This window comes from Bifidobacterium intestinale (assembly GCF_023656765.1).
Classification (GTDB): domain Bacteria; phylum Actinomycetota; class Actinomycetes; order Actinomycetales; family Bifidobacteriaceae; genus Bifidobacterium; species Bifidobacterium hominis.
The window spans coordinates 191,825-204,822 of record NZ_JAMOKR010000004.1 but is presented as its reverse complement, the minus strand read 5'-3'; the positions used below and the strand labels follow the sequence as shown (position 1 = coordinate 204,822).

11 protein-coding genes and 1 pseudogene are annotated in these 12,998 nt (G+C 56.5%); 4 read left to right on the top strand and 8 right to left on the bottom strand.

Annotated features, from left to right (window positions below; all coding sequences use genetic code 11):
- Positions 1–6 precede the first annotated feature (6 nt).
- Positions 7–855, bottom strand: a complete 849-nt coding sequence (locus NBH13_RS06815; RefSeq protein ID WP_250779355.1) for a patatin-like phospholipase family protein — start codon at positions 853–855, stop codon at positions 7–9.
- A 153-nt stretch (positions 856–1,008) separates the two neighbouring features.
- Between NBH13_RS06815 and NBH13_RS06810 the strand changes: the two genes are divergently transcribed.
- A complete protein-coding gene (locus NBH13_RS06810; protein ID WP_144166037.1) occupies positions 1,009–1,947 on the top strand; it encodes an isoaspartyl peptidase/L-asparaginase family protein in 939 nt (312 codons plus the stop codon).
- 131 nt (positions 1,948–2,078) lie between these two features.
- Here the strand turns inward: NBH13_RS06810 and NBH13_RS06805 are convergent, their stop codons facing one another.
- The 3 genes and pseudogenes from NBH13_RS06805 to murI all read right to left on the bottom strand — a co-directional run bounded on the left by NBH13_RS06805 (position 2,079) and on the right by murI (position 4,911).
- Entirely contained in the window at positions 2,079–3,728 is a 1,650-nt protein-coding gene (locus tag NBH13_RS06805) for a peptide ABC transporter substrate-binding protein (RefSeq protein WP_410050773.1), read from the bottom strand.
- Positions 3,729–3,897: 169 nt separating this feature from the next.
- A pseudogene (locus tag NBH13_RS06800) lies at positions 3,898–4,122 on the bottom strand (DUF6363 domain-containing protein); the annotation flags it as partial.
- A gap of 12 nt (positions 4,123–4,134) precedes the next feature.
- Positions 4,135–4,911 carry a glutamate racemase gene (murI, locus tag NBH13_RS06795; protein ID WP_039199036.1) on the bottom strand — a complete coding sequence of 259 codons (777 nt, stop codon included), beginning with the start codon at positions 4,909–4,911 and terminating at the stop codon, positions 4,135–4,137.
- 66 nt (positions 4,912–4,977) lie between these two features.
- Here murI and dapF point away from each other — a divergent pair, with 66 nt between their 5' ends.
- Complete coding sequence (dapF, locus tag NBH13_RS06790; protein WP_099571375.1) at positions 4,978–5,877, top strand: diaminopimelate epimerase; 900 nt, start codon at positions 4,978–4,980, stop codon at positions 5,875–5,877.
- A 130-nt stretch (positions 5,878–6,007) separates the two neighbouring features.
- Here the strand turns inward: dapF and NBH13_RS06785 are convergent, their stop codons facing one another.
- Positions 6,008–6,676 (bottom strand): vitamin K epoxide reductase family protein, encoded by a 669-nt coding sequence (locus NBH13_RS06785; RefSeq protein WP_180753704.1) that lies wholly within the window; start codon positions 6,674–6,676, stop codon positions 6,008–6,010.
- A 90-nt stretch (positions 6,677–6,766) separates the two neighbouring features.
- Between NBH13_RS06785 and NBH13_RS06780 the strand changes: the two genes are divergently transcribed.
- The gene (locus tag NBH13_RS06780; protein WP_099571374.1) at positions 6,767–7,645 is read left to right on the top strand and encodes a PHP domain-containing protein; all 879 of its coding nucleotides are present in this window, start codon (positions 6,767–6,769) and stop codon (positions 7,643–7,645) included.
- A 176-nt stretch (positions 7,646–7,821) separates the two neighbouring features.
- Here the strand turns inward: NBH13_RS06780 and NBH13_RS06775 are convergent, their stop codons facing one another.
- Together NBH13_RS06775 and NBH13_RS06770 are read right to left on the bottom strand one after the other, a co-directional pair.
- Positions 7,822–8,046 carry a DUF3107 domain-containing protein gene (locus NBH13_RS06775; RefSeq protein WP_099571373.1) on the bottom strand — a complete coding sequence of 75 codons (225 nt, stop codon included), beginning with the start codon at positions 8,044–8,046 and terminating at the stop codon, positions 7,822–7,824.
- Positions 8,047–8,106: 60 nt separating this feature from the next.
- Positions 8,107–9,627 (bottom strand): phosphotransferase, encoded by a 1,521-nt coding sequence (locus NBH13_RS06770; RefSeq protein WP_250779353.1) that lies wholly within the window; start codon positions 9,625–9,627, stop codon positions 8,107–8,109.
- A gap of 217 nt (positions 9,628–9,844) precedes the next feature.
- Here NBH13_RS06770 and NBH13_RS06765 point away from each other — a divergent pair, with 217 nt between their 5' ends.
- A complete protein-coding gene (locus NBH13_RS06765) occupies positions 9,845–11,344 on the top strand; it encodes an ATP-dependent helicase (RefSeq protein WP_427348844.1) in 1,500 nt (499 codons plus the stop codon).
- Positions 11,345–11,366: 22 nt separating this feature from the next.
- Here NBH13_RS06765 and NBH13_RS06760 read toward each other — a convergent pair whose 3' ends face one another.
- The gene (locus tag NBH13_RS06760) at positions 11,367–12,944 is read right to left on the bottom strand and encodes a zinc-dependent metalloprotease (RefSeq protein ID WP_144171462.1); all 1,578 of its coding nucleotides are present in this window, start codon (positions 12,942–12,944) and stop codon (positions 11,367–11,369) included.
- Between the last annotated feature and the right edge of the window lie 54 nt (positions 12,945–12,998).

Sequence of the window (12,998 nt, the reverse complement as noted above, 5' to 3'; positions counted from 1 at the left end):
TGACGCTCAGCTTTTCAGGAATGAGGGAATGGCCTCGGCCGCCGCATAGCCCGCGCGGTACATGCGTTCCAAACCTTCGAACGACTTGCTCAACGTGTTCAGGCCGTACAGGCTTTCCGGCGCGAGGATGAGCACGCGGCCGTCCTGCTCGTATTCCTTGGCCAGCGCCACTTCGTCGTTGTACTTCTGATAACGGTTGAGCAGTTTTTCCGCGGCTTCGGGGTGGCTGCGCTTCAAAATCCTGGCCGGGCCGATGTCCCTCTTCTGTTCGCGTACGGTGTCTTTCGGGCGGGTGAGTATCACCACGATACGGTCGTAGCCGTCATCGATGGCCTTCTGCACCGGAATCGGATCGGCGATGCCGCCGTCGTAATAGGGGATGCCATCGATCGCATACGGTTCGCATGCGACGGGAACCGCGGACGAAGCCTTCATGATATCGAAATTATCGAAACTCACGTCGGACTTGCTGAAATACTTCGTGGAGCCGTCTTCGGCGTTGCACGCAACCACGGTGAAATCGGTCGGGTTGGCTTCGAAAGCCGCGTAATCAACCGGATTTTCACCATCATGATTGCTGAGCGTGCTATACACGTAGTCGAGGTTGGCGAAATTATGGTTCTTGACGTAGCTATCGAAGCTCGCGTATTCCTTACGGAACGCGTACTGCGTGTAGAACGTGTGGTTGCGTCCGTGCTGCTTCGCAATGAACGAAACCATGTTGGCGCTGCCGGCGGAAACACCATAACAATGGTCGACGCTTATACCGTCCTCAAGCATGCGATCCATTACGCCCGCACCGTAAATCGCACGAAAACCGCCGCCGACGTCGATCATTGCCGTTCTGTGAGCCATATACGCCCCGTCCTTTCGTCGTCCGTCCTTTTGGGTTTCAATTGACTTTACGCGGTCTAATTGACGTATTTTTGCGTATTCGGTCATTTCTTATCGAAGGACGACGTAAGATATCTGCGAATAATCAATAAAAATGGAGTGGAGAAGGTATCAATGAACGAAGCTGCACTGCCTCAGTCGACGGTCCACATCGCCCAAGCTGATCCGGACGGGATTCTGCTGGTGATTCACGCGGGTGCCGGCAATCGTGGCAAAAAGGATACGCCGGAACGTCGTGCCCAGGTGGAGCAGGATTTGAACAGGGCTCTTGAAGCTGGCTATGCGCTGCTGGAGCAGGGTGCGCCGGCGGAGGATGCCGTGTGCGCGGCTATCCGTGTTATGGAGGATGCTCCGGAGTTCAACGCTGGTCGTGGTGCTGCATTGACGAGCGAAGGCATCGTATCCATGGATTCCTGCCTGATGACCGGTGTCGATGGCGAGGTCGGTTCCGCGTGTGGTCTGACCACGTCTAAGAATCCGATCAACGTAGCGCGTGCCATCAAGGAAAAGACCAAGCATGTCATGTTTGCCAAGCCCGGTAATGATTTGCTTAAGGAGTGGGGAATCGAACTGTGCGACAGTGAATATTTCATCACTCCGGCACGCCAGGAATCCTTGCGCGAGGCGCAATCCAACGGCGATGAGTGGGAGAAGCATGGCACCATCGGCGCTGTCGCCCGCGACTCGTTCGGCAACATCGCTGCCGGCACCTCCACCGGTGGCATCACCAACCAGATGCCGGGACGCGTCGGCGATTCGCCCCTGCCGGGCTGTGGTACCTATGCCAACAACGATTCCGTCGCGATCTCCTGCACCGGCATCGGTGAGGCGTTCGTCAAGGAAGTCGCTGCGCATCAGGTTTCTGATCGCGTTCTGTACGCCAAGGAGGAGCCGGTCGAGGCTGCGAAGGCGGCGCTGGATGGTGTCGCCCGTCATCATGGCGATGGCGGTATGATCGTCGTTCCGGCGCATGGTGAAGGCGCGATGGTATTCAATAGCGAGATGATGAACTGCGGTTGGAAGTCTCCGAAGGGCAGCTACGTGCAGAGTTGATACTGTAGCGGCAAACCGTCAAAAACAAGTCACAAAAGCACAGCGGGGTTCGAATCCATGAAGGATTCGAACCCCGCTGTGCTTTAGCTCCCTTTCTGGACGGCGAATCATTCGTTCGCCGTCCAGAAACATCACTTAGTGATGGTGTTGTAGGTAGGTAGATTGGTGTAATCGAACGACACGTTCTTCACGTTCGTCGCGGACACGGCGGCGACGTTGTCGTTCCACAGCGGAATCACCGGAAGATCCTTGGCCAGCACTTCCTGAGCCTTGGTGAAGTCCTCGGTTCGCTTCTTTACGTCGGTCTGGGCAAGTGCGGCGTTCAGGAGCTCGTCGAATTCCGCGCTCTTGTAATCACCATCGTTCGAACCATGACCGTCAGCGGAGCTGGAGGCATATAGCGGATTGAGATAATCTTCAGCGGACGGGTAATCCAGCATCCAGCCGGCACGGAACGCGGTTTTGATGGTGCGGTTGGTCACCTGGTTACGCACGTCGCTGAACGTGGCGTACGGCTCGCCAGCGGCGTCGATGTCGAGTGTGTTCTTGATCTGGTTGCACACGGCATCGACCCATTCCTTATGGCCGCCATCGGCGTTATAGGCGATTCGGAAGTTGCCGGACCATGGCTTGATGGCATTGGCTTTCTTCCAGAGTTCCTTGGCCTTGGAAGCGTTGTATTTCAGGTTGCTGCCGTTCTGTTCCAGTTTCTTCACATATTCGGGGACGAGCGGTGAAGTGAAATCGGTGGTCGGGGTCTTCGTGTTGTTGTAAACCTTCTTGACGATCTGGTCGCGGTCGATGGCCATGGAAATGGCCTGACGACGCAACTGGCCTTCTTCGTCGTTGCCGAAATGCTCAAGACGTTCCGGAATGATGAAGGACTGGAACGAGGATCCTGCCTGGCTGTAGGCGATCACGCTGGAATCCTGACGGAAGGTCTTCACCGCGGACTGTGGAATCTGATCCATCACGTCGAGGTTGCCAGACAGCACGTCGGAGTAAGCGGAATCCTCATTCGTGTAGACGCGGTATTCGATGCCTTTGTTGGACACCTTGCGGCTGCCCTTATAATCCTTGTTTGGTACGACGATGATGTTCTTGTCGTGGGACCAGGACTTGAACTTGTACGGACCATTGCCAATCGGAGCCTGACCGAACTTCTTGATGTCCTTAAATGCCACGCTTGGCAGCGGGAACATGGATTGGTGCGCGAGCTTGGTCGGGAATACGGAATCAGGCTTGTTCAGCTCGACGACCAGCGTGTAGTCGTCCGGGGTGGAAAGACCGGAAAGTGTGGCCTTCGGATCGACGTTCGGATCCTGCAGCTCGTCATAGCCCTTGATGGTGGAGAATCGGCTTGCGGTCTTCTGCGCGTTCTTCACATTGGCGGCGAAACTCCAGGTGTCGGCGAAGGAATGGGCGGTTACTGCCTCGCCGTTGGTGAACTTCCAGCCTTTCTTCAACTTGATTGTGTACGTGGTGGCATCCTCGTTCGGGGTGATACTCTCGGCGACTTCGAGATGTTGCTTGCCCTTTGCGTCAAAGCTCACCAGACCTTCGAACAGGTATCGAATAACTTTGCCGCCGCCCATTTCGTTGGTGTCGCTTGGAATTAGGCCGTTCTGCGGTTCGCTGTTGTTCACTGAAATCAGCGAGGTGCTATCGGAGGCGTTGGAGGCTGTGTCATCGCTGGACGACGAGCCGCATGCGGCGATCGACGTCAGCATGGCGCCCGCTGCGGCCATGGCCAGCAGTCGACGGAACGCGTTGTTCTTCATTTCATTCTCCTTTAATGTCGGCATTTCCGCCGATTATGTCGGCGAAAAACAATAGGACACAATATAGGAGTTTTATAAAATTTTCGTGTTACGTCTCAATTTGGAAACGAACAGCTCGCAGGCGATGAATACGGCGTGTCCGCATCCAATGCGTGTGCGGACGCCATCCTCAGCTTTCCAGGAATGAGGGAATGGCCTCGGCCGCCGCATAGCCCGCGCGGTACATGCGTTCCAAACCTTCGAACGACTTGCTCAACGTGCTTAAACCATACAGGCTTTCCGGTGCGAGAATAAGCACGCGGCCGTCTTTCTCGTATTCCTTGGCCAACACCACTTCATCGTTCTCTGAAGCTGCTGTCTTCTTGACTCTACGCGCGTATTGAGGACATTTGCGCTCATTCGCCGATCAGCGATCGAGCAGCGACTGCGCTAACCGTGCAATTCGTTCGCAAGTGTCTGAATTCGCAAGTTCAATACCGCCGTCGGCATGGTCCGGCGCAAGTTTGCCCAACGATTCGAGCACCACGCCAAGATGGCGCACGGTACCGGCGTTACCGTCGATGATCGCAGCTGAACTCGGCAGCAATTCGCGGAAATAGTCACGATAGAACACGAAATGCGTGCAGCCAAGCACTACCGAATCAATCGTCGACAAATCATACTGGTCGAAATACTCATGCAACGTGCGCATCACCGTGTCATGATCGTCAAGCAGGCCATGTTCGACGATCTCCACCAAACCGGGGCATGGTTCCGGAAAAATCGTATGATCGGCTTTGAACCGGTCCATCAACACGGCGAATTTCTTCTCGCGCAACGTAAGGGGAGTGGCGGCCACGATCACGCGCTGACGATGGCCCTCACCACGGTCGCATGCCACTTTCAATGCCGGTTCCATGCCGATGATCGGAATGTCGTAGCGGTCGCGCAGTTCGTTGGCTGCTGCGGAAGTTGCGGTATTGCAGGCGATCACCACCGCTTTCACACCTTGTTTCACGAAACGTTCCACGATGGTGTTCGACAGGTCGCGCACCTGTTCCGGAGATTTCGTGCCATATGGGGCGTTTGCGGAGTCGCCGAAATAGAGCACACGCTCATTCGGCATGTTATGGCGGATCTCACGGACCACGGAAATACCTCCCAAACCGGAGTCGAATACGCCGATTGGTGCCGTTGAAGTCATGATTCCTCCTGCGATTGCCAGACTTAGCCTGCCTCCAATAGCCTACCGCGTGTAGAGTGAATTGGTATGAGCATTCCGAACATTGTTTACAAAGCGCACGCCACAGGCAACGATTTCGTGGTGTATGTTGACCCCGAAGGAGCGTATGAGCCGACCGCCGACGAAGTGCGAATGCTGTGCGAGCGTCATTTCGGCATTGGCGGCGACGGACTGATTCGTCTCGCCCACCCGAAAGACGTTTCCGACCTGAATGATGCCCAAGTGGACGAATGCGCTGCCGGGGACGCGCAATGGTTCATGGACTACCGTAACGCCGACGGATCATTGGCCGAAATGTGCGGCAACGGCACACGAGCCATCACCCTGTTCGCGCAACGCCAGGGTATCGCCGACCAGCCGGGTGGCAAACCATTCCGCCTTGGCACGCGCGCCGGCGTGAAAGTGCTGACGTCGCTCGGCAATGTGCCCGGCCTCGGCAACGACGTGTTCCAGGTGGAAATGGGCGCGTGGAAGCGTGGTGACCTCGACTTCTACGAGGTAACGATTCCGGGAACCAAGGGTTCCGCGCGAGGCACGTTCGTGGACATGGGCAATCCGCATGTGGTCGCCGTCATCGAAGACGCGTTCTCCAGCCTGCCGACCGTGGAACAGCTTGATCTGGTGACCAAGCCGGTCGTTTCGCCCCAGATCGAAAGCGACCAGAACGTTGAATTCGTGCGTATCGACGAACAAAGCGAAGGCGACAACGAGGGCAGCGCCACCATGCGCGTCAACGAGCGCGGCTGCGGCGAAACGCTGTCGTGCGGTACGGGCCTGTGCGCCACCGCCATCACCCTGTGCACCAAAACAGGTATCGACCATTGGACGATCACCGTACGTGGCGGCACCTTGCGCGTCGACGTGACCGACGATGATGTGAAACTCACCGGATCGGCCACCATCGTCGGCAAAATCGAACTGCTGTAAGACGGTTTTCGCGCGAATCTCATATGAGAAACCGAAATCCGCAAATAAATACAAGAGAAGCCGGCTGTTTCCAGTCGGCTTCTCTTGTATTCAGGCAAATATTTGATATTGCATAGATTGTTGGCTGACGTCAGCTGAACAGCATCGGACCATCCTTGACGAGAATGATCACAATCAATGCCACAATCCATAAGGCATCGACCATCAGATCGTAATTAAGACGGTAGTAGGTGCGCACGCCCTCGCCTTTGGCCGGAATCTCCTGAACCACCGCCGTGGCATGAGACAACGCCATGAACTGTACGGTGGTGGAGAACATCAGGCACAGACACCACGGACATAGCGCGTTGATCACAAACAACGACTGCGAGGTCAGCCAATACGAATAAGCCAGCGCGGCCAGTCCGCCCAGCCATGTGCACAACGCAAACCAGCGAGGCACGGCAACCTTCATCAATCCAATCACCGCAATCGTTACAAACACTGATTCCGCGGCGATACCGAAGAACGCATTCGGGAAACTCAAACCGGCGAACTTCACAATCTCAGCCTGCCACGATTCCGCAACCGTGGAACACGACATCACGGCATTCACGTCACAGCTGAGCTTTTGACCGGGATTGCGAGCCAATTTCAGTGTCTCAGCGGAAAGCACGAACGATACGACCAGCGCGACTGCCGAAGCGACCAGCATAATCAGATACGTCCAAGTGGCGCCGTGACGCCAGCCGCGCGGTTTCGTATAATCATCGTCGAGAGTGGCTTCGGCAACCAGTCCGCCGGGGAAATCGCTCATCATGCATCCTTGAATCAAAATACAAACGTTGTCATCGCCTAGTTTACGCGGTATTGTGCCGCGTTGCGACGAAAAACAGCTTACGATGGATACATGATTCGCGTAGGCACTGCGGCACCGCCCGCTGAAGGTTGGGACATTCACTGTCATACCGTTTTTTCCGACGGTACGGAAACGCCGCGTGTGTTGCTGAAAGAGGCACGATCATTGCGATTGCATGGTGTTGCGATTGCCGATCATGACACGACCTCCGGTTGGCAGGATGCGTTGGCCGCTTCGCAGGAGATTGGATTGCCGTTGTTGCGCGGCACGGAAATCACCGCCGTCGACGGCAATGTGTCCGTGCATATGCTTGCGTTCCAATATGATCCGTTGAACGCCAATATCAGCGAGATGTTCGCGTCCACCCGCGAGGCGCGACTGCGTAGAACCAAGCGCATGGTCGAACTGATAGCGCAGGATTTTCCGATTACGTGGGATGATGTGCTCGCGCAGGTGCGTGAAGGCAAACGCACCACGATCGGTCGGCCGCATATCGCCGACGCATTGGTGGCTGCCGGCGTGTATGAAACGCGATCCGACGCGTTCGCCGACGCGGTGAGCGCAACGTCGAAATATTACATTCCCACGCCATCGCCGACCACACATGACGTGGTGGCCGCGGTCAAGGGTGCGGGCGGGGTGACGGTTATCGCCCACGCCGGAGACCCCCGGCGTAACCGGACCCTGCTGACTGACCGGCAAATCGAATCTCTCATCACCGAAGGGTTGGACGGTTTGGAAGTGTGGCATCGCGGCAATCCACCCGAGCAGCGTGAGCGGCTGCTTGCCATTGCCGGCAAGCATGATCTGCTGGTAACCGGTGGATCCGACTGGCACGGCAAAGGCAAGCCGAACGTGCTGGGGGAGAACCTCACCGATGATGAAACGGTTCAGGAAATCATCAATCGAGGCGTTCACTTGAGCAAATAATCGTCGAAGGCGAAAATAAAAGACCGAAACGCAATCATCGATGCGTAATCGCGATATGAAACCAGGAACGAGTTGATCGCCCAAAATGGAAAAGCCAGACGTGAGCGTCTGGCTTTTCTTGTTACGTCGAAAACGTGTGTTTCAGCTCGAAGCTGAAATCTGGTGATGCGAACGGATCAGAGGTTGCCGAAACCGACGGCGTGCTTGGTTTCGGAACCGATGATGGCGTAGCCGAGCGAGCCTGCCGGCACCACAATGCGACGGCCCTTGGCGTCCGTCAGATTGATGGTCTTGCCGTTCTCCACGGCGTCGGCGATGGCCGTGTTGACCTCATCGGCGCTCTGTTCGGTGCTGAAGGTGACGGTGCGGGCCACATTCTGAATGCCGAGTTCAATATCCATGGATGCTCCTTCGTGATAATGCGCAATGCATGCGCACATGTATGTACGGGTTATGTGCGCCTATTCTACGCGTGGCTTCTCCTCGGTGGCGTCTTCCGCCTCCCACTGATTGATCTGCGCCTGTGCTTTCTGCATGGTCGCCTCGTCTCGTTCCAACAGTGGAATGAGTACTGTTGCGGCCTCGCTATGCGATGCGGGAATCGATTCTTCGTTCGTATCGTCGTTGTCGTCGGCCGTTCCCAGCCTGCTGATTACCATGGTGGAACTTGACGGCATGGATTCGTGCCGTTCTTTCGCGGAACGTTCCGGAATGAAGGTACTGACCGGGGTCGCCTCACGCTCATTCGTATTGTCGGACGGTGCTTGTGATTGCTGGGTTCCGGCCGGTGCGAACGCTTCCGTCGCGTCGTTGACGATTTCCTTCGTCTTGCGGACCGGCTGGGAGCCGGTCACGTCGAAATCTCCAGTGGAATCATCCATGTCTACGGCGTCGATATGACGTTCGCCGGTCGTGTCGGAACTATTCTGCTGTGCGGCCGCGTTACGGCGACGCTCCGATTCGTTCAGTAACGTGCCTACGGTGATCGTGCTCGGCGGGCGCTGGGGACGATCCTTGGATTCCTGCCTCGGTTCGGTTTGTGCGCGATTCTTTGCCGTGACAACACCCAACTGGTGCGCCAAACGTTCCACCTGTGCCTTGAATTGCATGATCTTGGCGTTGTCCGCCTTGTTCAAAGCGGAAATGAAATCGCCGACCTGTTCCATCTGCAGCCACAGATTCGCGCGCAGCATAATCAGATCATCCAAACGGTTACCCAACATGCGACCATATGCGGAAAGCATGGCGTTACGGTGATTCTCATCAAGTTTGGCGAAAATCCAAGACAAATCGCGAGCAGGATCGTTTACCTGCATGTCCTGCCAATTCGTGACCGCGGTGATGGACGAACCGGAAAACAGCAGATCGCCGTCGCGCAACCCGCCATGCACCGGGCAAGTGGAGAACGACCATAGCCCGTCGGTCTCAAGAATATTCGCCCAGCTAGTGGTGATCTCCTGCGGAACATGCCCGGCTTGGCGCAACCGTTTGATCCAAGCGGTCAGCTGAGCGCGAATCTGGTCAGTGACAAACACCGGATAACCCGCTTCCTGAAGAAAATCAGGACGAAGTCGATGGATCGCACCCAGAGCGGTGCCCACACTGGAACAATCATCCAACGTCAGCAGTTCCAGCGGTCGTGCCTGGCCCACATGGTGGGTGGACACGAGCACGGACGTGTCTCCAGTGGCGGAATGCTTTAAATCTCCGTTGGAAAAAGCCACTACGTGATCGATAGCGAAACCCAATCCACCCAATTCGCGGGCTTGCGCCAACGTTTGAGCCGCACGCACACGGCCGGCAAGACGCTTGCGGCCTTCAGGCGTATTGGATGCGAACACGTCATACAGTTTGCCTGCCGTATCCTGAACCACGGCGTGGTCGACGCCATACCCCTTGTCGGTCGAGTTGGTCTGTTCGCTGGCTCGCGTGCCGGCAATGGCGGCATTGGGCATTGTCGCGCTGGTCAGGGCAGCCATCATAAATTTGCTTCGTTCGGTCACAATTCCAACCTTAATACACAGTAGGGGCGAAGATGCGCCGACTTGCCCGTAAAACTGCCGGCAAACCGCCCGTAAATCGACGTTGCATCATATTGCGCAGTCATGACGGGCATATTGGGTGCAGTCAGGCAAGACATGCAATGACATCTCGTGAAAACGCATGCGCCGATGACGGCAATCTGCCACAATGGAACGCATGAGTGCAACAGTGGAAGAGATTCTCGACGGATTAGATGACGCGCAACGGGCTGCCGCCACGGCAGTGGACGGTCCGGTGCGCATTATCGCTGGCGCTGGCGCTGGCAAAACGCGAACCGTAACCCGTAGAATCGCCTATGCGTGCGCCACCAAAGCATGGAATCCGCGAAGCACGATGGCGGTCACGTTCTCCGTCAAAGCAGCGGCGGAAATGCGTAGCCGACTGTCGAAGCTTGATGTCGCAGCCGACGTCAAAGCCGCGACCTTCCACTCCGCGGCCCTCCACCAGCTTCGTCAGGTTTGGCCGGACGTGTGCGAAGGGCCGATGCCATTCATCTGTCGAAATCCACGGGAACTGGTGGAGCGTTCGCTACGCCGCGTCACCACCTTCCAGGTGGATGACGACACCATACGCAACTTGCAGACGGAAATCAACTGGTGCAAAATCTCACTAATCGCGCCGGAAGATTACGTGCGCGTTTGCGCGGCAACGCATCGTCAGCCGCCTTCAGGTCTTGAACCAAGCCAATTCGTAGATGTATACAAAGCGTATGAAGCGGAAAAAACAAATCGCAACGAAATCGATTTCGACGATATTTTGCTGATCGTATGCCATTTGATGGAAAGCGATGATGACGTGGCCTCGGCCATCCGTTCCAATATCGCATGGCTCACCGTCGACGAATATCAGGACGTTTCGCCATTGCAACACCGCTTGCTCACCCGATGGCTTGGCTCAAACCGCAACATCTGCGTGGTAGGAGATCCCGCGCAGACCATTTACTCGTTCGCGGGCGCAAGCAGTTATAGTCTGCTCAATTTCGCTTCGGAATTCGGTCCGCTCACCGCAGATATCAACCTCAACAATGACTACCGTTCCACGCCGCAGATCGTCAACTATGCCAATCGTATACTTGCCGCATCGCCGCAACGGGCCGATTATCTGAAGCTTAGCTCTGAAAGGAGCAAAGGGCGGAGGGTTGTGGAAACCATATACGGCAATGATTGGGAAGAAGCGCAAGGCGTAGCAGCACGTATTCGCAAACTGGTGGATGCGGGGGAGTCGACGGCCGATTGCGCGATCCTCACCAGAGTCAACGCACAGCAGAAAATCCTGTGCAAGGCATTGGGCGAACAGCATCTGAGATATCGCGTGCGCAGGGATAGCGGGTGGCAGAATTCTGCGCTTTCCGACGATGTACAAACCAGATTGGCCATGTTGGAGGCATTGGGCGTCGGTGCGGATCTTAGCGGCGTGACCATTTCCACCATCCATGCATCCAAGGGTCTGGAATTCAAACACGTATTCCTCATCGGCTGCTCGGAAGGGCTCATACCGTATGGGGCGCCGCAGGAGGGCGACGTGCTTGAAGAGGAGCGCAGACTCATGTATGTGGCCGTGACGCGCGCCGAGGACACGTTGGACGTCTCATATGCGCGCACCCGTGAAGGCAATGAGGGCGAAAGGGCACGACGGGTGTCGCGCTTCTTCCGCTGATACTGCTAACGGAATAGCGCGATTACTCGGCGTCGGTTTCGTTGTTGCTGCCGGATTCTGCGGAATCGTCAGAGCCGTCGCCATTGGTATCGGATTCGCCGCCCTTGTGCTCTTCCTCGTCAAGCAGCTTGCTGAGTTCGGCATCCCAATCGATGGTCATGCCATCGGCGTCGCCAAGGGACTGCGATGCCGTGTCGGTTACGTTGGAATCAGCGGGCGTCGTATTTTCCGTGCTTGCCGTCGATCCGATGTTCTGCGATTGCGAGGCGTTGCCATCGTCATCATTCGGCAGTTGCGGCAGCAGATCGGGATGCGACCATTTCGCGTCTCGTGCCTGCGCGCCTTCCGTGGCGCAGATGTTATCCCACAATGCGGCCGCTTCACGCATGCGCTTCGGACGCAATTGCAAGCCGATCAGGCTTTCGAAGGTTCGTTCCGCAGGACCTCCGATGGCGCGCTCGCGGCGGAGCATCTCACGAAGCTGTTCGATATGCGGAATATGGGCCATGCCGGCGCGCCACACTACGGTGTCTACCCAACCTTCGACCAAGGCGAGCAGATTCTCCAGCGATTTCATGGCCTGCTGTTGTTCAGGCGTGTCGGGGAACGCCACCTTGGTGATGTTCACCGCGTCGGCCATGGAATCCGGGTCGACGGACTGCGCATCGCGGATCTGCTCCTCCATGGCGTCCAAATCGATGCTGGTGCCACGGGCATATTTGCCCAACAGCGCCTCGAAGCGTGGCATCAGCCACGGCACGGAAGCGTACAGGCGTGAATGGGCGAGCTCCTGCAACGCAAGATAGCCCATCACCTCGGTCACATCGATTTCCAAGGATTTGGCGTATTCAACGACGTTCTGTACAATCAGGCCTCCAGCCGGATTCTTCAGCAGCGAAATGCCCTGGTCGAAACTGCCGCGCACCTCATGTGACAGATCGCCGGCGGCGCGTCCCAGCTGCATGGCGAACGACGTGTTGCCGACGAAACGCATCAGCTTTGCCGGATCCTTCATGTCATCAGGAATCGGAATCTGCACCGGACCGGCGAAAATGCCGGAAACTTCCGTATGAAACTCCGAATCTCCAAAACGCTGAGACAAAATCGAAGCCAGCGCGTCGCTCATCGACTCGGCTATGGGAGACGCGAACTGCGCCCAGGAATCAATGCAGCCTTCCACCCATCCAGCGCGGGTGAGCACCTGCGTCTCGCCCTGTGCTGGATTGAACTCGCAGGCGGTATCGAGCCACAGATTCGCCTCGCTGATGGCACGGCGGGCCATCTCTCCGTATTCCGCGCTCACGCTGGTTTCAGATCCCTCGCCATTGGCCTGCTGCAGTGCCAATGATTTTGCCAATTTGACGTTGATAGGACCTTCTTCGGTGATGTGCTGGATGTCTCCGAAAGTGTTGAGCCCGCCCGCGGTGAACGCCTGCATCATCGACCTGACCTCAGCCGGCTTGGGAAGTTTGCTTACATCCTGACTCATCAGCTGGTCGCGCAACTCCTCCGGCATGTTGGAAAACTGGTTCCATGCCATCTCGCCTTGAATTGGTCCGAAACAATCGATAAACCATTGGCGGATCGCGTTCTCGTCCATGCCGGCCCTGCCTTTTCCTAAGCGTTTGTTCAAGTTTGGTTGGTTCCATACTAT

Coding starts and splice junctions, on each gene's coding strand:
- NBH13_RS06760 (WP_144171462.1), bottom strand. CDS start 12,944: ATGGACGAGAACGCGATCCGCCAATGGTTTATCGATTGTTTCGGACCA.
- NBH13_RS06785 (WP_180753704.1), bottom strand. CDS start 6,676: ATGATGAGCGATTTCCCCGGCGGACTGGTTGCCGAAGCCACTCTCGAC.
- murI (WP_039199036.1), bottom strand. CDS start 4,911: ATGACTTCAACGGCACCAATCGGCGTATTCGACTCCGGTTTGGGAGGT.
- NBH13_RS06775 (WP_099571373.1), bottom strand. CDS start 8,046: ATGGATATTGAACTCGGCATTCAGAATGTGGCCCGCACCGTCACCTTC.
- dapF (WP_099571375.1), top strand. CDS start 4,978: ATGAGCATTCCGAACATTGTTTACAAAGCGCACGCCACAGGCAACGAT.
- NBH13_RS06815 (WP_250779355.1), bottom strand. CDS start 855: ATGGCTCACAGAACGGCAATGATCGACGTCGGCGGCGGTTTTCGTGCG.
- NBH13_RS06765 (WP_427348844.1), top strand. CDS start 9,845: ATGAGTGCAACAGTGGAAGAGATTCTCGACGGATTAGATGACGCGCAA.
- NBH13_RS06780 (WP_099571374.1), top strand. CDS start 6,767: ATGATTCGCGTAGGCACTGCGGCACCGCCCGCTGAAGGTTGGGACATT.
- NBH13_RS06810 (WP_144166037.1), top strand. CDS start 1,009: ATGAACGAAGCTGCACTGCCTCAGTCGACGGTCCACATCGCCCAAGCT.
- NBH13_RS06770 (WP_250779353.1), bottom strand. CDS start 9,627: ATGATGGCTGCCCTGACCAGCGCGACAATGCCCAATGCCGCCATTGCC.
- NBH13_RS06805 (WP_410050773.1), bottom strand. CDS start 3,728: ATGAAGAACAACGCGTTCCGTCGACTGCTGGCCATGGCCGCAGCGGGC.